The organism is Mesorhizobium sp. P3_A9, assembly GCF_056402975.1.
This window is the reverse complement of the sequence record NZ_JBFUGJ010000117.1, coordinates 1-16,593: the sequence shown is the minus strand read 5'-3', so window position 1 is coordinate 16,593 and position 16,593 is coordinate 1. Positions and strand designations below refer to the sequence as shown.

Here is a 16,593-nt window from a genome sequence, read left to right as displayed (position 1 = left end):
ATATGATGATCTGCCAAAGGCTTACTGGCCGAACTTGAATCAGGATCCGCCCTTCAACGGCAAAAAGACCGGTGACAGACCGGCGCTCAACGACACCGAGATCGACGACATCGTGGCGTTCTTGCAGACGCTGACGGATGCGGATCAACAGGCGGCAACAAAGCTCGGACAATAAGAGAGGCGGCGGCCAATCCGATCATCCGGCAGACCTACGAGCCCATTGCCAGAATGGATCGTCCGAAAAAGCTGCATCCATATCCGCCACCCGTGTGACGATCTCGGAAGCAGTCCTCAGCACGGTCACATCAAACGTGGATTCAACCCAATGCCTGAACTCGACAGGCGCGCGATAGGGGACAACATGTTCATCTCCGCGATGCTCATTCACATAGGCGTCTTCGGGCGTCAGCGCGAAGACCTCTGGCCAGCAGGTTTCCTCGTAGCCGATGGCCAGCAAACGCAAGAAATCGACGGCATTGTTTGCAAGCACGCAGGACAAGGTAGATCCGGATCCGGATCCCAGATGTACGAAGCGCTGCACGCCCTTGTCGTCCACCCAGATCCCCGCCTGCGATCCCTCGCCACCTGTAACGATGAAGGGCGCAACTCGTCCCGGCGCGGAAGCATCATCATTGCCAAGCCAAGCTCTCATCAAGTCAGGATCGACGACCGTGAAATGGGTACGACTTATTCCCTGTCTTTGCTCCACGGTAGCCGGGTAAAGGGAGGCATAGCGGATAGCCTCGTTTCGGACGAAGCCGTTATCCTCCATCCAGCGAAACGTCATCCACAATTCTTCCGGCATTCGCAGCATCGAAGGAAACGTGCTTTCGACCTCGCTCAAAAAGCTCGTCACGCCATGCCTCCGATGCCTGCCTGTGCTATCGGCTGAGACGCGTTCGACAATCTCACAGGCGCTGCCAGATCACCTTCAGCGGCGCGCCCATGGCTTGCTCGATCGTCCGCAATTGCTCGCTGGCGAGCGATGCCACACCGGGATTCACAACGGTCAGCGCGCAGACCCCGAACGCCGCCGGCCAGACATAGCGCAAATCKTTCAGCGACGAGGCCTTTTGACAGCATGGCGTGGTGACCGAAAGGTCTTCGAAGCGTGACACGGCTGCCTGGTCCATTGCCTCGCCCCACCAGTCCTCCAGGTCGCTGCCGCAAAACGGGCAGTGGATGCTTTCCGTGTTGGCTCCGGCGTCGAAGAACGTCACGCCTTCCTCGTATTCGACGGCGACATGCTCGGCCAGTGGGAACAATCCGCGCGCAATCTTCACGGCTGCCGTGGCAGCCGCTTCGTCGGGATGCCAGTGTGGATCATAAGGCACCAAGTGCAGAAAATTGTCGGACATGGTCCCTCCTCTTCATGGATTGAGGATGACCGTTCGAAGCATGTCGCGCAATGGTCGAACACCGATTGCCGGGCCCGACCACCACTCGATATCAGTGCCCGCCGAGATGCGGCACCTGCCTGCCTCAAACCGCGCGAATAATCCCTCCATCGACTCGGATGTTCTGCCCAGTGATATAGCCAGCCCCTTCCGAAGCCAGGAACGCAATCGTCGCGGCGATCTCCTCGCTCGTGCCGTAGCGCTGCATCGGCACGCTGTCGCGGCGCTCTTCGGTCGCCGGCAGGCTGTCGATCCAGCCGGGCAGCACATTGTTCATGCGCACATTGTCAGCGGCATAGGTGTTGGCGAAGATTTTGGTGTAGGCGGCAAGCCCGGCGCGGAACACTGCCGAGGTCGGGAACATCGGGCTCGGCTCGACCACCCATGCCGTCGAGATGTTGATGATGGCGCCGCCCTTCTGCTTCACCATCTGCGGCGCCACGATGCGCACCGGCCGGATGACGTTGAGCAGATAGACGTCCATGCCGGTATGCCACTGCTCATCCGTGATCTCGAGGATCGGCGCGCGCGGGCCGTGGCCGCCGCTGTTGACCAGCACGTCGATGCGGCCATAGCGCTCGATCGTCAGGTCGACGAGGCGCTGCAGATCGTCGTTCGACTGGTTGGAGCCGGTGACGCCGAGCCCGCCCAATTCATTGGCCAGCGCCTCGCCCTTGCCCGAGGACGACAGAATGGCGACCTTGAAGCCGTCCGCCGCCAGGCGCTTGGCCGCTGCCGCGCCCATGCCGCTGCCGCCGGCCACGACAACTGCTACTTTTTCTACACTCATTGGATTTTCCTCTTCGGGTTGGCGGGCACCGCAAGCGGCGTTTTCGGGATTTGAGCGGTGATATAGCTGGTTTTTCCGCCCGGTTCGAACCAGAAWGCCTGAAATCAASCWGTAGAAAAACTCCTGCATGCCCGAAGCCTTCCTSAGCCTRCCGCCGTTGAATGCGCTGCGCGCCTTCGAAGCCKCGGCGCGCCATCTCAACTTCCGCATCGCCGCCGAGGAGCTGAACGTCACGCAAGGGGCGGTGGCCCAGCATATTCGCGGGCTGGAGGCCGATCTCGGCACGAAACTGTTCGAGCGGCTGCCGCGCGGCCTGGCGTTGACCGATGAGGGCCGCGCCTATGTGCCCAACATCCGCCGCGCCTTCGACCTGATCTCGGAGGCGACGCTGCTGCTGCGCCCTGAACCGGCGCGGCTGACGATCAGCGTGACGCCGAGCTTCGCCACCAAATGGCTGATCCCCAGGCTGCAGGATTTCATGGCCGACAATCCGCTGGTTGACCTGCGCRTSCTGGCCAGCGARAGCCTGTCGAGTTTYCARGCCGACGGCGTCGACATTGCKGTCMGGCAAGGSCGYYCGCCCYTTGGCSCCGGCCTGATSGTSGACCTKYTGTTTCCMCAGCAGATCGTTGCAATCTGCAGCCCGGCCCTGCTACCGGCCGGCACGACCGCAATCGCGGCGGCCGAAATCCAGCATCACGTCCTGCTGCACGACGCGCACAATCTGTGGCCTGAATTCATGGAAAAGGCCGTCGGCCTGAGGATGACGGCCGAGCTCAAACGCATGCGCTTCAACCAGACCAGCCTCGCCATCGACGCCGCCATCGCCGGCCAGGGCATAGCGCTGGCAAGCCGCTTCCTCGTTGCCGCCGATCTCGCCGCCGGCCGATTGGTCCAGCCGGTCAGCGGCGAAATGCGCGGCACGCAGGATTTTTATGTCGTGATGCCGAGAAAACAGCGCCACCCCGAGCCGACACAGGCCGTGCGGCAATGGCTGCTGGACGCGGGGGAACGGCCACCGGCCTAGATCGGCAGCAACGCGTCCGGCTTCACATTGGCGATCGAGGCATAGGTATGCGTCTCCCGGACGCCCGGCAGCGGCAGGATGACCCGCTGTAGGAAATCCTGGAACATCGCCATGTCGGCGATGCGCGCCTTGACCAGATAATCGAAGCCGCCGACCACCATGTGGCATTCGATGATCTCGGGCGCTCGCAGCACCGCCTCGGCGAAGCGGTCGAAGACATGCGGCGCCGTATGATCGAGCCGCACCTCGATGAAGACGAGTTGTGCCTGCCCGATCCGGACCGGGTCGAGAACGGCCCGCACCGCCCGGATGAATCCTTCGGCGAACAGCCGCTTGATGCGTTGCGCCGCCCCGGTCGGCGACAGGCCGACGCGGCGGGCCAGATCGAGCGTCGTACGACGCCCATCCTCCTGCAACAAGCGCAGCAGCGAGCGGTCGATACGGTCGAGATCGTCCATTCAGGATTCACACTTCTTGGCGATAAATGGCGTGATTATCACGCTGAAATTGCGAAAACAGCATATTTCATCACACTATCGTGCGGCAATACCGTTAGCGGGCAACGCAACCCGACCAAGGCAAAATCCCATGATGTCAATCATACCAACTTCCCGCAGCGCCCAGACCAAGGGCGACACATCCGTGCTCATCCTGAGCGAAGCCGAGGTGAAAACGAGCATCGACCTGCGCCGGCTTCTCGATGTTTTGGCAAAGGGCTTCAAGGCATTGTCCGGCGGCGAGATCGTCAATCCGGCACGGCCGCAGCTCGACATTCCGCAGGCCGGCTATTCGCTGGCGATGCCGGCCTGGATGGCGGGCATGCATCTGACGGTGAAGATCGTCAACGTGTTCGAGGGCAACATCGCCAAGGGCATCCCCAGCCATCTCGCCACCATCCATCTGTTCGACCCGGAAACGGGCATGCCGGTCTGCGTCATGGACGGCACCTATATCACCGCCGTGCGCACCTCCGGCTCGGCCGTGCTCTCGGTGCGGGAACTGGCCCGCCGCGACGCCAGGGTGGCGACGGTGGTCGGCGCCGGCGTGCAAGCCGGCCAGCACTTGCACCTTCTGCCGCTGGTGCGGGACTTCACCGAAATCCGCGTCGTCTCGAAGGAATTCGCGGACGCGCAGGCGCTCGCAGCGCAGCATCCAGGCGTCGTCGCCGTCAGTGATCTCGAAGCCGCGGTGCGCTCATCGGATGTCGTCTGCCTGGCAACGCATTCCTACCAGCCGGTGATTTCAGCCGAATGGGTGCGGCCAGGCACGCATGTCTCGTCGGTGGGCGTCGCGCCGCCCGGCGGCGAGTTGCCGGTCGAGCTTGTCGGCCGGGCCAGCCTGTTCGTCGAGACCAGGGACGCCTTCGCGCCTACTCCGGTCGGCTCTTGCGAACTCAACGGCTTCGATCCGCAAACCGGAACCGAGCTTGGCGAAATGCTGCTTGGGGAGCGGCCGGGAAGAACCAGCGCCGACCAGATCACCGTCTACAAGGCCATGGGTGTTGCCATGGAGGACATGGTGGCGGCGGATCTTGCTTATCGCGAGGCAGTTCGGCGAGGCTTGGGGCAGGCTGTTGCCTTGTAGAGGATGCGCAAACGACCGAGGCAAGGTCGCGCCGTTTGACTGGATGCGAAATCATTTTTAGGACTGATGGATGCAGTCGAAATCTTCCAAAAGAATCATCGTCATCGGCGGCGGCATTGCCGGGCTGTCGCTTGCCGCCRCCGTGCGGGATTGGGCGTCCGTCACCGTCATCGAGCGCGAGCCGCATCTCGGCTACCACGCCAGCGGCCGCTCCGCCGCTCTGTTCACCGAGACCTATGGCAACCGGCTGGTGCGCGCGCTGACGCTGGCCAGCCGGCAAGCGGTGGTCGAGGGCGGCTTCGTCGCCCATCGGCGCGGCGCGCTGCATGTCGGCTGGGCCGGTGACGGTGCGGCAATAGACCGGCTGGCCGGCGAATTGCAGGCGCTGGTGCCCAGCGTGCGCCGCCTGTCGGCAGCCGAGCTGCATGAGATGGTCCCGGTCATTGCAGCCGAGGCCAGCTGCGGCGGCGTCTATGAGCCGGACGCGGTGGATATCGACACGGGCAAGATGCTGGCAGCCTGCGCCTCGGCGCTGAAGGCGAGCGGCGGCGTGATCCGCACCGGTGAGGAAGTCCGCGCCATTTCGCAAGACGACGGCGGTCTGCGGGTGGAAACGAGCGCCGGTGTCTCCTCGGCCGACATCGTCGTCAACGCCGCCGGCGCCTGGGTCGATGTCGTCGCCGGCATGGCCGGGCTCTCCGGCCTCGGCTTCCAGCCGAAACGCCGCACCGCTTTCCTGTTCGACCCGCCTCTAGGCACTGACATCGCCAGCTGGCCGCTGGTGGTCGATTTGCATGAACAATTCTACTTCAAGCCGGATGCCGGCAGGCTGATCGGCTCGCTCGCCGACGAGACGGATTCCGAGCCTTGCGACGCGTATCCGGAAGACCTCGACGTCGCCATCGGCGTCGACCGCATCGAACAGGCGACCTCGATGCGCATCGGCCGTCCCTCGACGCCGTGGGCGGGCCTGCGCACTTTCGCGCCCGACCGCACGCCGGTCGCCGGCTTCGACCCGCGCCTGCCCGGCTTCTTCTGGCTCGGCGGCCAGGGCGGCTACGGTTTCCAGGTGTCGCTGACCTTGGCCAGGCTGAGTTCGGCGCTGATGCGCGGCGAGCCCTTGCCCGAGGATGTCGCGGCCCTCGGCGTCACCGCAGCGGCACTGGCGCCCGATCGTTTCCTGGCCCCGGCGACGCCATGAAGTTCAAGCCCCTTCGCTCGGCGCCGCCTATGCCGCACTCGTGACGGCAAGGTCCCGAACGGAGGTGGAACGCCTTGCCGGGATATGAGACGCTGTCTGATCCCCTGACGCGAGATGCCGCCATGAAACCCACGCTGCCGCTGCTGTTGAGCCTCAATGGCGGCTATGTCGACACGGCCGGCTTCCTGGCGCTGCAGGGCCTGTTCACCGCGCATGTGACGGGGAATTTCGTCACGCTCGGCGCCTCGCTGGTGCTAGGCATTTCGGGCGTCGCGGCAAAGCTGCTGGCGCTGCCGGTGTTCTGCATCGTCGTCATCCTCACCCGGCTGGCCGGCGAACACTTGCGCCGGCGCGGACACCAGGCGCTCGGGGTCCTGCTGGCGACCAAACTGGCGCTGCTTGTCGTCGGCGCCGCACTGGCAATCCGCTTCGGCCCTTTCGCCAGCGGCGACAGCGCGGCCGCGATCGTCACCGGCATGGTGCTGGTCGCCGCAATGGCGATCCAGAACGCCGTCCACCGGGTCCATCTGGCGGCCGCCCCGCCCTCGACGCTGATGACTGGCACCACCACCCAGATCATGATCGACCTCGCCGATCTCATCGGTGGCCCGGCACCGGAGGCCCGCCCGGCGCTCATTGCCCGCTTGCGGCGCATGGCGGCGGCAGTCGCCGTCTTCGCCGTCGGCTGCGCCGCAGCTGCACTCGGCTATGCCTTCGCCAATGTCTGGTGCTTCATCGTCCCGCCGGTGATCGCGCTCGCCGCGCTCGTGCTGCGGCTTTCCGCGCCGGACGCGGAAGCGAAATAGACAGCTCTCAGTCTTCGTCCGTCCAGATCAGGCGCAGCATGCGCAGCAGCGTCGCCCGCTCCTTCTTCGTCAGCCGATGCAGGAACCGGTCCTCGTGCCGGCGAACCTGTTGCCGCCACCCAGGCATGGCTTCTCTTGCGGCCTGGGTCAGGGTGAGCATCCGCACGCGCTTGTCCTGCGCATGGTCGTCGCGTTCGACCAGTCCGCGCTCTTCCAATTCGGCGAGCAGCGGCGCCATGTTGGCGCTTTTCATGCCGAGAAGGCGGCAGAGTTCGGCGGCGCGGATGCCAGGCCGTTCATCGATCAGCGCCAGCATGCCGTAGGTCACCGGGCGCAGCGCCGCATCAGCCAGCTCGACCGCAAAATCGTTGAGCGCGAAGGCCGAGGCACGCCTCAGATTGTAGCCGATCTGCGCGTCGAGCGCGTCCTCGGGCCTCAGGCCTGGCGCGCCGCTGCTGGCGTGAACCTCTGTATCATCCATGCTGCAACCGATCGCCGCGATCACCCCTCTTGTCAAGCGAAAAAGACTATGCGACATAGCAATCTAGATAGCTATCCTTCATAGCAATTCTCAAATGCCAGAAGCGAAACGGGAGGACACCGACCATGACCGACGAGACCGTTGCCTTCGATGTCGAGAGCGGCATCGCCTGGGTGCGCTTCAACCGGCCGGACAAGCGCAACTGCATGAACCCGGCGCTCAACCGGCGCATGATGGAGGTTCTCGACGAGCTCGAGTTCCGCGACGATGTCGGCGTGCTGGTGCTGTCGGGCGAAGGCAGCGCCTGGTCGGCCGGTATGGACCTCAAGGAATATTTCCGCGAGACCGAGGCCAAAGGCCTTGGCGCCATCCGCAAGGCGCAGGCGGAAGCCTATGGCTGGTGGCGGCGGCTGCGCTGGTACGGCAAGCCGACCATCGCCATGGTCAATGGCTGGTGCTTTGGCGGCGGCTATGGCCCGCTCTTTGCTTGCGACCTCGCCTTCGCCGCCGACGAGGCGCAGTTCGCGCTGTCCGAGATCAACTGGGGCATCYTGCCCGGCGGCGGCGCCACCAAGGTGGTGGTCGACCTCCTGTCGATGCGCGATGCCATGTACCACGCGCTGACCGGCGAGCTCATCGACGGCAAAAAGGCCGCCGCCTGGAAGCTGGTCAATGAAAGCCTGCCGCTGGCCGACCTGAAGGCGCGCGTCACCGAGGTTGCCAATACCTTGTTGAAGAAGAACCCGATCGCGCTGAAGGCGACGAAGGATGCCATCCGCCGCGTCGCCGAGATGACCTACGACAATGCCGAGGACTATCTCGTCCGTGCCCAAGAGGCGGCGAACTTCCACGACAATTCGGGCCGCAAGGAAGGCATCCGCCAGTTCATCGACGAAAAGAGCTACAAGCCCGGTCTCGGCGCCTACGACAAGGCCAGATAACGCCATAGACTACCGACGCAATCTGGGAGGAGATGCGAATGCCGGCCTGGACGACGCCCGATCCCGTGGCCCTGCATGCCAGCGCGCAGCCGGATCGTCTCGCTTGTGTCGACCTCGCATCCGGCCGGCGCTGGACATACCGCGCCTTCGACGAGGCCATCCAGCGCGCCGTCGGCGTTCTCGAAACCAGCCATGGCGTCGAGCCGGGGCAGCGGATCGCCACGCTTGCCCGCAACAGCGCCGATCTGCTGATCCTGCAACAGGCCGCCATGCGGCTCGGCGCCATCTTCGTGCCGTTCAACTGGCGGCTCGCCGCCGCCGAACAGCAGGCGATCCTCGAGGATTGCGACCCGGTGCTGCTGCTGCATGACGCAGCCCTTGAGGCGGCGCTGCCCAAAGGCTGCATATCGATCGAAGTCGCAGCCTTCGCCGCGGCGGTCGAGGCGCAGGTCCCGGCGCCGCGCCGTCCCTTGCCCGCCAGCGATGCACCATCGATCATCCTCTACACCTCAGGCACGTCGGGCCGGCCGAAGGGCGTCATCGTCACCGAGCGCAACGCCTTGGCCACCGCGGTCAATTTCGGCGTGCTGGCTCGCGTCGGCAATGCCAGTGTCTTCCTCTGCGATACGCCGATGTTCCATGTGATCGGCCTCGTCACCAATCTGCGGCCGCCGCTGCTGCAGGGCGGCACGGTGCTGATCTCGCCCGGCTTCGACGCACGCGCCACCAACCGTCGCCTCGCCGATCCCGCGCTGGGTGTCACCCACTATTTCTGCGTGCCGCAGATGGCCAAAATGCTGCGCGATCATCCGGATTGTACGCCTTCGCGCTGGACCACCCTCACCGCCATCTTCACCGGCGGCGCGCCCAATCCGGCCGCCGACATCAACTGGTGGCTGGCGCAAGGCGTGCGCATGGCCGACGGCTTCGGCATGACCGAGGCCGGCACCGTGCTTTGCATGCCGGTCGATGCCGACCGGATCGCAGCCAAGGCCGGCTCGTCCGGCCTGCCGGCACCAACCATCGGCCTGCGCATCGTCGACGACTCCGGCCGCGACGTGGCCGTTGGCGAACCCGGCGAGATCTGGCTGTCCGGCCCCTCGATCACGCCAGGCTACTGGAATCGGCCGGAAGAGACGGCCAGCGCCTTCACCGCCGATGGCTGGTTGCGCACCGGCGACATCGGGCAGCGGGACGACGAAGGCTTCGTCACCATCGTCGACCGCCGCAAGGACATGTTCATCTCCGGCGGCGAGAACGTCTATCCCGTCGAAATCGAGATGGTACTGCTCGCCCATCAAGACATTGCCGAGGCAGCGGTGATCGGCATTGCCGACGCGCGCTGGGGCGAAGTCGGCCGCGCCTTCGTCGTGCTGAAGCCAGGCCGTGTTGTCGACCCTGGCGCGCTGGCAAGCTATTGCACCGCCCGCATCGCCCGCTACAAGGTGCCGAAGGAGTTCCTGCTCACCGAGGCRCTGCCGCGCACCGCCTCCGGCAAGRTCCAGAAACACATCCTTCGCACATGGACAGCACCGGCCGGCGGGCAGGACCGAGCATTCAGCCGGCCGACCGGAAGATAGCAACGACTGCCGCAACAATTTGCGCATTGTCCTTCGCCACCGTTCCGTCGGGCAGCGTCCTGCCGTCTTCCAGGCCGACGCGCGTCGACCAGCGCTTTTGCTGCGCCAGCTCCACGAAGGGCCAGACCTTGGCGTCGACGCCATGCAGCAGGATCGGCCGCCGCACTTCGGCGCGCTCCAGCACGGCGGCAATGCCATGCGCCTCGTCGAGTGCGGCGGCAAGATCCTGGATGTCGATCTCGATCAGGATGCGCAGCACCCGGCCGTGGTCGGCAAGCGCCACGAAGCGCTCGGCATCGGCAATCGTGGCAAGCCCGGCCTCGATGCCGACGCCGCGCTGGCGCAACAGCTCCATCACGGCGGGCGCGTCGGCCTCCGACAGGTTGACCGAGGCATAATCGGGCAGCTCGCACCAGGCGGCGATCGCTGTGCGGGTGCGCGAAACATCGTTCTCGATCCAGGCGCCGGTCGACACGCCGACAAATGTGCCCGGGCAGGCGTTGCGCACGGCAAGCACCGTCGCGTCGACGGCGGCCAGGCTTTCGCGCCCGTCGGCACCGCGCGGATGGATGTGCAGTTCGGCGGCACCGGCGGCAACGCAAGCGGCGGCATCGCTGGCCATGGCCTGCGCCGTCAGCGGCAGCTTTGGATGGAAATCGCGCGGACGCGCGCCGTTGATGCAGGCCTGGACGATCATGAGTATCACCTCGGACAAGGAGGTGGCAGTCTAGCCGCGCGGCAAGGCAGGGCAAAGAGTTGGGCGGTGTCACTCCTGACAGCGCGGCCAGGATCCAACGGCATTTGAATAAAACGCCCCTGTGGATATTTACCCCGCGTTCCGCCGGGCCGGCCAAGATACATTAGGGCGGGATCATGGAGGGACCATTGACCAGCGATTTTTCAGCCGCCCGCATCCATCTCGAACGCGCCTACCACTATCTGCGCGGCAATGACGAGACGAGCCGCCTGACATGCGAGGCCCTCGACCTCTTGATCGAGACGGTGGCGGAAGCACAGCACAGGCGGCCCGAGGCTGGAGTGGTGGAATTTCCGCAAGCGACGATGCGGCAATCCAGCTGATCAGGATGCCTTGCGGGCCGGTGCCCGGTGTGCCGGCCCGGTTGCACGCGCCACGATCTGCTCCAGCGGTTCCGGCCGGTGCAACAGAAAACCCTGGCCGAAATCGACGCCCATCGCCTGCAGGATGCCGAGCGTCTCCGGTTCTTCGATCTTCTCGGCCACGACGGCGCAGCCGACGCTGCGGGCAATGCCCGATATGGCCGAGACGATTTCGCGGTCGAAGCGGCTCTCGGCGATGTGCTCGATGAAGGAACCGTCGATCTTGATGGCATCGACCGGGAAGCGCCTGRGATATTCGAACGAGCTCATGCCGGCGCCGAAATCGTCGAGGCTGACCTTGCAGCGTCGCTCGCGTGCCTTGCGCACGAACGCCTCGGCGGCGTCGAAATTGGTGACGGCGGCGGTTTCGGTGATCTCGAAGCCGATGCCGGAATGCGGCGCCCCGGTTTGCTCGATGATGCTGTCGACGAAGTCCCACAGCCCGGGATCGCTCAGCGTCTGCGCCGACAGGTTGAAGCCGAGCGTCAGCGCGCCCAAGCGCAACGCCGCACCATGCCGCGACAGCGCGGTGCGGATGATCCAGCGATCGAGCCTGGCGGCGATGCCGAACCGCTCGGCCACCGGAATGAATTCGCCGGGCGGCACCAGCCGGCCGTTGCGCGCCGAAAGCCTGGCCAGCACTTCGACATGCCGGCTCTCTTGCCAGGGCTTGCCCAGCAGATGGATTTCCTGGCCGAACAGTTTTAGCCGCCCGTCCTCCATGGCGTCGACCGTGTCAGCGGCAATGCGGGCGGCGTTAAGCCCACCCGACCCCGATTCCACCGTCGCGGAAAACACCGCGAAACGGTTGCGCCCAGCAGCCTTGGCCGCGTAGCAGGCATCGTCGGCGCAGGCCAGCGCATCGGCCACCGTGGTGTTGGCGTCGTCGATGAAGGCGATGCCGATCGACGCCGCCAGCTTGCGCGATGACGTGGCTGGGCCGAGATCGGCCTCGCGCACCGCGCCAAGCACGGCTGTGGCAATCCGCTCGGCCTGCGACGCGTCACAATGCGGCACCAGCAGCGCGAATTCGTCGCCGCCCAGCCGCGCCGCATGCGCCGATGGCGGCAGGCAGGCGCGAATGCCTGCGGCAACACTCTTCAGTGCCAGGTCGCCGGCGGCGTGGCCGGCAAAGTCGTTGAGCGCTTTGAAGTAGTCGAGATCGACGTAGAACACCGCAAGCGGCACACCCGCCGCGATATGGTCGGTAAGCAGCCGGTCGAAGGCGGAGCGGTTCCACAGCCCGGTCAGCGCATCGTGACGGGCCGCATAGGCAAGCTCCTGCTCGCGCAGCTTGTCCTCGGTGATGTCGCGCACGGTGCCAAGGACCTGGCCGGCAGCACCCGCAGCGGCAATAAAGCGTACCAGTGATTCGACATGGCGGACATCGCCGTTGCGCTTGACGATGCGGTACTGCGAGGCGGTGACTCCGTCCGAGCCGGGTGCCGGCTGGTGCGCGCGCTCGGTGGCTTCCTTGTCGTCTGGGTGAAGGAAAGTATGCCAGAGGTCGGCCGTCACCTCGTCGGTGTCGGCGACGAGGCCGAATATGTCCCTGGTGCGGGCGTCCCAATAGCTCTTGCTGGTGGCGATGTCGTGGTGCCAGATACCGGTACCGCTGGCGGCGAGCGCCAGCCGGAAGCGCACATTGACCTGCTCGAGCTCCGCCTCGGCCGCCTTCTGCTTCGAAATGTCGGTCTGCACGCCCATCAGCCGCAGCGGCCGTCCGTCCGCGCCGCGCTCGACGATGCCGCCGCGATCGAGCACCCACACCCAATGGCCCAGCTTGTGCTTCAGCCGGAGTTCGGTCTCGATGGCCTCGGTCTGACCGGTAATATGGGCGTCACCGCTGGCCAGTGCCCGCTCGCGGTCGTCCGGATGCGTCAGTTGCAGCCAGAGGTCAGCCGTGTCGGCAAGCTCGCCCTCCTCATAGCCGAGCATGCGCCACCAGGTCGGCGAATAGAAGCAGCTGCCGTTTGCAATATCCCAGTCCCAGACGCCAAGATGAGCGCGTTCGAGCGCCAGCGCCCAAAACTCTCCATTGCGACTTTTCTCGTCCTGACGCGCCATCTTCTGTTTTCGCTCATCCCCGCCAAGCGGCAATCTGCAGCAAAACCAGAGAAGAAAGCGTTACTTGATGCCAAGAAGGCACGTCGTGCTTCGCCGAACAGCCGTCTCTTGGTGAGCGTCTTTCGATTGGCCGGCAAGAACCGGAGTTTTGCGCGCAGCCAATCGTCCTATTGCTGGCCCAGGTCATCGGCAACCGCCGATGATCCCCAGGTCATCGGCGTCATCGGCGCGCCGATGACCCTGCGAAACAAGAGGACCCTCCCAATGACCAAACAAGAAGACAACAAGGCCGTCGTCGTCAGATGGTTCACCGACTTCTGGGGTGAAACCTGCGATCTGTCTGTCGTCGACGACATCGCAGCACCCGACATGCTGCTCAGATATTCCCTGCACGAGCCGCGCCGGGGCCGCGACGACATCAAGGCCTTCATGACCGATTTCCGCGCCGCCTTCCCGGATCTCAACTTCTGGGCCACCGCCGACCTCATCGCCGAGGGCGACTATGTCGTCGGCCAGTGGGAGGGCGGCGGCACGCATACCGGCCCGGCCTTCGGCGATTTCCTCGCAGGCTCGCTGCCCGCCGCCACCGGCCGCGCCATGCGCTTCACCGGCACCACCGTGCTGAAGGTGATCGACGGCCGGATCGTCGAGGAGATCGGCCTCGACGACGGCGTCGCGGCGCTGACCCAGCTCGGCCTGATCAAGGCCGCCTGAGGCAGTCAAGCGGAGCGATCGTTTTCGGGCCAGGCGGCATCAATGCCGCCTGGCCTCATTCCCTACTGGCTCGGCGCGATCGCGTGTTCGCACGACACTTTCGGGTTCATGTCGGCGAAGGTGCCGGTCGGGTTGCCCTTCCAGGCCCAGACATGCAGTTCGTAGAACTCGCCCAGGCCATAGCGGTTGGGCGCGCTGTTGAAGTTGAACAGCTGTCCGTCGAGCGACGCCGGGCCCTTCGAGGTGATGTATTCGACCGCCACCAACTTAAGCCGGCCGTCGGCCATCGGCTCGTACATCACGGCTTCAGGCCGGGCGATGTCGATCTTGTCATCCCTGAGATACTGGCCATTGACGTAGTGGATGCCCATGGCGCCGCCGGTGATGCCGCTGGCGCAGGGAATGGGCGCATAGCCCTCGGCCGTCGCCGCCTTGACATCAAGGAACCGGCTGTTGGCGGCCCGTACCTTGTCGGCCAGCGGGTTGGGGCCGGATACAGCTTCAGCCGCTTGCTGATGCGCCCATGCGAAGCCGGTGCAGACGGCCAGCGTGGCCCCCGCCATGACGAGCCTGTTGCGAAGGTTTGATTTCATATCCATTCCATTCTTCTTGAAAAAGCACAGCGGGCCGGCCGCCGAAAATACGGAGGCCCGGCAGGCAAGCGCCGTGACTGTTGTTGCTTGTCGATCCCGAAATCGATGTGACGACTGCCGGGAAGGATCATCCCTTCGGCAGATACGGGATCGTCCCGGCCAGATCGGTGTCGTCGATCAGCTGGMAGCGGCTGTCGCTGCCACCCTGACGCGCCGAAACGAAAGGCGCGTAGGCCGGATCGTTGGTGAAGGCGCGCGCCGCCGCTTCCGACGGGAACGCCATCAAGGCGATCAGCGTGGTGTCGAGCGGCTTGCCTTCAAGCGTCTTCACATTGCCGCTGCGCGACAGATATTTGCCGCCATGCTTGTGSACGAKGTCGTGCACCGARGCCGCGTATKCCGGCACCCAATTCGGGTCCTTCATCTTGATGTCGGCGATAACGTAAGCAGTCATGGTCGTCTCCTGGTTGCGGCGCACAGGGGTATCCAGTGCAACCGTCCAAAGGGCTCGCATGGCACGGCCTCTGCCAACCAGTCCGCGATCTGTACTGGGCCGGTACAGTTTCTGTACTCGCCGCTTCAATCACGAAGGGCTAATGTTCGCCCAGCTTCGAGGGAGGGACACCAATCATGACCCAGCACGGATACAAGCAGTTCTGCCCGCTATCGATGGCCGCCGAGGTGCTGTGCACTCGCTGGACGATGGTGCTGATGCGCGAATTGGTGGCGGGTTCGACCCGCTTCAACGATTTGCGCCGGGGCGTGCCAAAGATGTCGCCAACCCTTCTGTCGCAACGGCTGAAGGAGCTCGAGCTGGCAGGGATCGTCGAGCGCAAGGAGATCCCGGGCGAGAAGGGGATCTTCGACTACCGGCTGACCGAGGCCGGCCGCGATTTGCGCCCSGTSGTCGARGCGATGGGYTTCTGGGGGCAGAAATGGGTSGAGKCCMGGCTGTCGCTSAAAAACCTCGATCCRTCGCTGCTGATGTGGGACATGCGGCGCAATCTGAACCCCTCGCCGCTGCCCGAGGGACGCACGGTGATACAATTCCTGTATCAGGATCTCCCGGCATCCAAACGCTCCTGGTGGCTGATCGTCGAGAAGCAKGGCGAKGTCGACCTGTGCTGGTACGATCCGGGCTTCGATGTCGACCTCTACGTCTCGACCGACCTGCACACGATGACGGCGATCTGGATGGGATTGCTCACCGTCGAGAAGGCCGGCGCGAAGGTCGCCCTGACCGGCGACCAGGCCATCGGCAAGAAGATGCAGACCTGGCTTGGGCTCAGCCCGTTCGCGGTGGAGCCCAAACGCGCGGCGTAGCAGAGCTGAGAGCCAAACACTTATCGCCTTTGGGTGGCATGTCACGAAAACAATGGCTTACAGCGCGTCTTTGAATCCGATTGGATGCGACCGGTCGACGGGATCGGGTGCTTCAATCGGGTAGTGCTTGTCCTCATAAGCCTCGATCAGAGTCGCGAGAACGTCGAAGCGATCACCTTCGGGAGAGCCGACCTCCGGCTCATTCTCGAAATATCCGGCGATCCTGGCGATCGCCCAATCGTGATCGGCTTCGGTCTTAATGGGTCGAATGTTTTCCATCACACCTTCTCCGGATCGATCCTCTCATACTCTTTGTGTGTCCCGACGAACAGGCTTGCAGCTGACAGTTGTCAGGAAACGGGTGGCGGAGCCGGCTTCCGGCGGCTTCAATGCGGCCATGTTCATCACTCTCGCCAAAGACCTGAAATCCATGCCGTTGCCGGTCACCGACGACCCGCGTTGGGCGCGCATCGTCGCGCGCGACAAATCGGCGAACGGCGAATTCTGGTATTCGGTGGCGACGACCGGCGTCTATTGCCGGCCCTCCTGTCCGTCGCGGCGCGCCAACCCCGGGAATGTGCAACTGCACGACACGCTGGCTCAGGCGAAGGCGACCGGTTTTCGCGCCTGCCGGCGCTGCAATCCGGATGGCCCTTCGCTCGACGCCGGCAATGCGACGATGGTCGCCGATGCCTGTCGCAGGATCGAGCAGAGCGAGGCGGAACCCTCGCTCGCTGAACTGGCTGATGCCGCCGGCCGCAGCGCCGGCCATTTCCACCGCGTCTTCAAGGCGATCACAGGGCTGACGCCGAAGGACTATGCCGCCGCGCACCGCGCCGCCCGGGTCCGCCAGGGTCTGGAAGACGGCACCAGTGCCACCACGGCGATCTACGATGCCGGCTTCAGTTCGAGCGGGCGTTTTTATGAGAAATCCACCGGCATGCTCGGCATGACGCCGACGCGCTACCGC

The 16,593-nt window shown here is 64.7% G+C and carries 20 protein-coding genes; 10 read left to right on the top strand and 10 right to left on the bottom strand.

Going from position 1 to position 16,593, the window contains the following annotated elements:
• Positions 1-196 precede the first annotated feature (196 nt).
• The 3 genes from AC1DX0_RS17525 to AC1DX0_RS17515 all read right to left on the bottom strand — a co-directional run bounded on the left by AC1DX0_RS17525 (position 197) and on the right by AC1DX0_RS17515 (position 2,187).
• The gene (locus AC1DX0_RS17525; protein WP_477224298.1) at positions 197-856 is read right to left on the bottom strand and encodes a hypothetical protein; all 660 of its coding nucleotides are present in this window, start codon (positions 854-856) and stop codon (positions 197-199) included.
• A 52-nt stretch (positions 857-908) separates the two neighbouring features.
• Complete coding sequence (locus tag AC1DX0_RS17520) at positions 909-1,358, bottom strand: hypothetical protein (RefSeq protein WP_477356227.1); 450 nt, start codon at positions 1,356-1,358, stop codon at positions 909-911.
• 124 nt (positions 1,359-1,482) lie between these two features.
• On the bottom strand, positions 1,483-2,187 hold the full coding sequence (locus tag AC1DX0_RS17515) for an SDR family oxidoreductase (RefSeq protein ID WP_477224296.1): 705 nt from the start codon (positions 2,185-2,187) through the stop codon (positions 1,483-1,485).
• Between the two features lie 127 nt (positions 2,188-2,314).
• Here AC1DX0_RS17515 and gcvA point away from each other — a divergent pair, with 127 nt between their 5' ends.
• The gene (gcvA, locus tag AC1DX0_RS17510) at positions 2,315-3,214 is read left to right on the top strand and encodes a transcriptional regulator GcvA (RefSeq protein WP_477356225.1); all 900 of its coding nucleotides are present in this window, start codon (positions 2,315-2,317) and stop codon (positions 3,212-3,214) included.
• Here gcvA and AC1DX0_RS17505 read toward each other — a convergent pair.
• Complete coding sequence (locus AC1DX0_RS17505) at positions 3,211-3,672, bottom strand: Lrp/AsnC ligand binding domain-containing protein (protein ID WP_477224294.1); 462 nt, start codon at positions 3,670-3,672, stop codon at positions 3,211-3,213. The genes gcvA and AC1DX0_RS17505 overlap by 4 nt on opposite strands.
• Positions 3,673-3,802: 130 nt before the next feature.
• Between AC1DX0_RS17505 and AC1DX0_RS17500 the strand changes: the two genes are divergently transcribed.
• From AC1DX0_RS17500 to AC1DX0_RS17490, 3 genes are all read left to right on the top strand, one after another.
• Positions 3,803-4,798, top strand: coding sequence for an ornithine cyclodeaminase family protein (locus AC1DX0_RS17500; protein ID WP_477224293.1), 996 nt, complete (start codon positions 3,803-3,805; stop codon positions 4,796-4,798).
• A 70-nt stretch (positions 4,799-4,868) separates the two neighbouring features.
• The gene (locus tag AC1DX0_RS17495) at positions 4,869-5,999 is read left to right on the top strand and encodes an NAD(P)/FAD-dependent oxidoreductase (protein ID WP_477356223.1); all 1,131 of its coding nucleotides are present in this window, start codon (positions 4,869-4,871) and stop codon (positions 5,997-5,999) included.
• A gap of 122 nt (positions 6,000-6,121) precedes the next feature.
• Complete coding sequence (locus AC1DX0_RS17490) at positions 6,122-6,805, top strand: YoaK family protein (protein WP_477224291.1); 684 nt, start codon at positions 6,122-6,124, stop codon at positions 6,803-6,805.
• A gap of 7 nt (positions 6,806-6,812) precedes the next feature.
• Here the strand turns inward: AC1DX0_RS17490 and AC1DX0_RS17485 are convergent, their stop codons facing one another.
• On the bottom strand, positions 6,813-7,310 hold the full coding sequence (locus AC1DX0_RS17485; RefSeq protein WP_477224290.1) for a MarR family winged helix-turn-helix transcriptional regulator: 498 nt from the start codon (positions 7,308-7,310) through the stop codon (positions 6,813-6,815).
• 101 nt (positions 7,311-7,411) lie between these two features.
• On the opposite strand from AC1DX0_RS17485, the gene AC1DX0_RS17480 reads away from it, so the two are divergent.
• Positions 7,412-8,227: a p-hydroxycinnamoyl CoA hydratase/lyase gene (locus AC1DX0_RS17480; protein ID WP_477224289.1), complete on the top strand. Its 816-nt coding sequence runs from the start codon at positions 7,412-7,414 to the stop codon at positions 8,225-8,227.
• Positions 8,228-8,259: 32 nt separating this feature from the next.
• Positions 8,260-9,807: an AMP-binding protein gene (locus AC1DX0_RS17475; RefSeq protein WP_477356221.1), complete on the top strand. Its 1,548-nt coding sequence runs from the start codon at positions 8,260-8,262 to the stop codon at positions 9,805-9,807.
• On the opposite strand, the gene AC1DX0_RS17470 is transcribed toward AC1DX0_RS17475, so the two are convergent.
• Positions 9,785-10,504 carry a 3-keto-5-aminohexanoate cleavage protein gene (locus AC1DX0_RS17470; RefSeq protein ID WP_477224287.1) on the bottom strand — a complete coding sequence of 240 codons (720 nt, stop codon included), beginning with the start codon at positions 10,502-10,504 and terminating at the stop codon, positions 9,785-9,787. The two genes, AC1DX0_RS17475 and AC1DX0_RS17470, sit on opposite strands and share 23 nt — an antisense overlap.
• A 188-nt stretch (positions 10,505-10,692) precedes the next feature.
• On the opposite strand from AC1DX0_RS17470, the gene AC1DX0_RS17465 reads away from it, so the two are divergent.
• Positions 10,693-10,887 (top strand): hypothetical protein, encoded by a 195-nt coding sequence (locus AC1DX0_RS17465; RefSeq protein WP_477224286.1) that lies wholly within the window; start codon positions 10,693-10,695, stop codon positions 10,885-10,887.
• On the opposite strand, the gene AC1DX0_RS17460 is transcribed toward AC1DX0_RS17465, so the two are convergent.
• Entirely contained in the window at positions 10,888-12,993 is a 2,106-nt protein-coding gene (locus AC1DX0_RS17460; protein ID WP_477356219.1) for an EAL domain-containing protein, read from the bottom strand.
• A gap of 264 nt (positions 12,994-13,257) precedes the next feature.
• Here AC1DX0_RS17460 and AC1DX0_RS17455 point away from each other — a divergent pair, with 264 nt between their 5' ends.
• Positions 13,258-13,707, top strand: coding sequence for an ester cyclase (locus tag AC1DX0_RS17455; RefSeq protein WP_477224284.1), 450 nt, complete (start codon positions 13,258-13,260; stop codon positions 13,705-13,707).
• A 62-nt stretch (positions 13,708-13,769) separates the two neighbouring features.
• Here the strand turns inward: AC1DX0_RS17455 and AC1DX0_RS17450 are convergent, their stop codons facing one another.
• A complete protein-coding gene (locus tag AC1DX0_RS17450) occupies positions 13,770-14,306 on the bottom strand; it encodes a hypothetical protein (RefSeq protein ID WP_477224283.1) in 537 nt (178 codons plus the stop codon).
• A gap of 121 nt (positions 14,307-14,427) precedes the next feature.
• The gene (locus AC1DX0_RS17445) at positions 14,428-14,754 is read right to left on the bottom strand and encodes a DUF1330 domain-containing protein (protein ID WP_477356217.1); all 327 of its coding nucleotides are present in this window, start codon (positions 14,752-14,754) and stop codon (positions 14,428-14,430) included.
• Positions 14,755-14,930: 176 nt separating this feature from the next.
• On the opposite strand from AC1DX0_RS17445, the gene AC1DX0_RS17440 reads away from it, so the two are divergent.
• On the top strand, positions 14,931-15,623 hold the full coding sequence (locus tag AC1DX0_RS17440) for a winged helix-turn-helix transcriptional regulator (protein ID WP_477356215.1): 693 nt from the start codon (positions 14,931-14,933) through the stop codon (positions 15,621-15,623).
• 57 nt (positions 15,624-15,680) lie between these two features.
• Here AC1DX0_RS17440 and AC1DX0_RS17435 read toward each other — a convergent pair whose 3' ends face one another.
• A complete protein-coding gene (locus AC1DX0_RS17435; protein ID WP_477224281.1) occupies positions 15,681-15,902 on the bottom strand; it encodes a helix-turn-helix domain-containing protein in 222 nt (73 codons plus the stop codon).
• A gap of 118 nt (positions 15,903-16,020) precedes the next feature.
• Here AC1DX0_RS17435 and AC1DX0_RS17430 point away from each other — a divergent pair.
• On the top strand, positions 16,021-16,593 hold a 573-nt coding region (locus AC1DX0_RS17430), incomplete at its 3' end, for a bifunctional transcriptional activator/DNA repair enzyme AdaA (protein WP_477356229.1).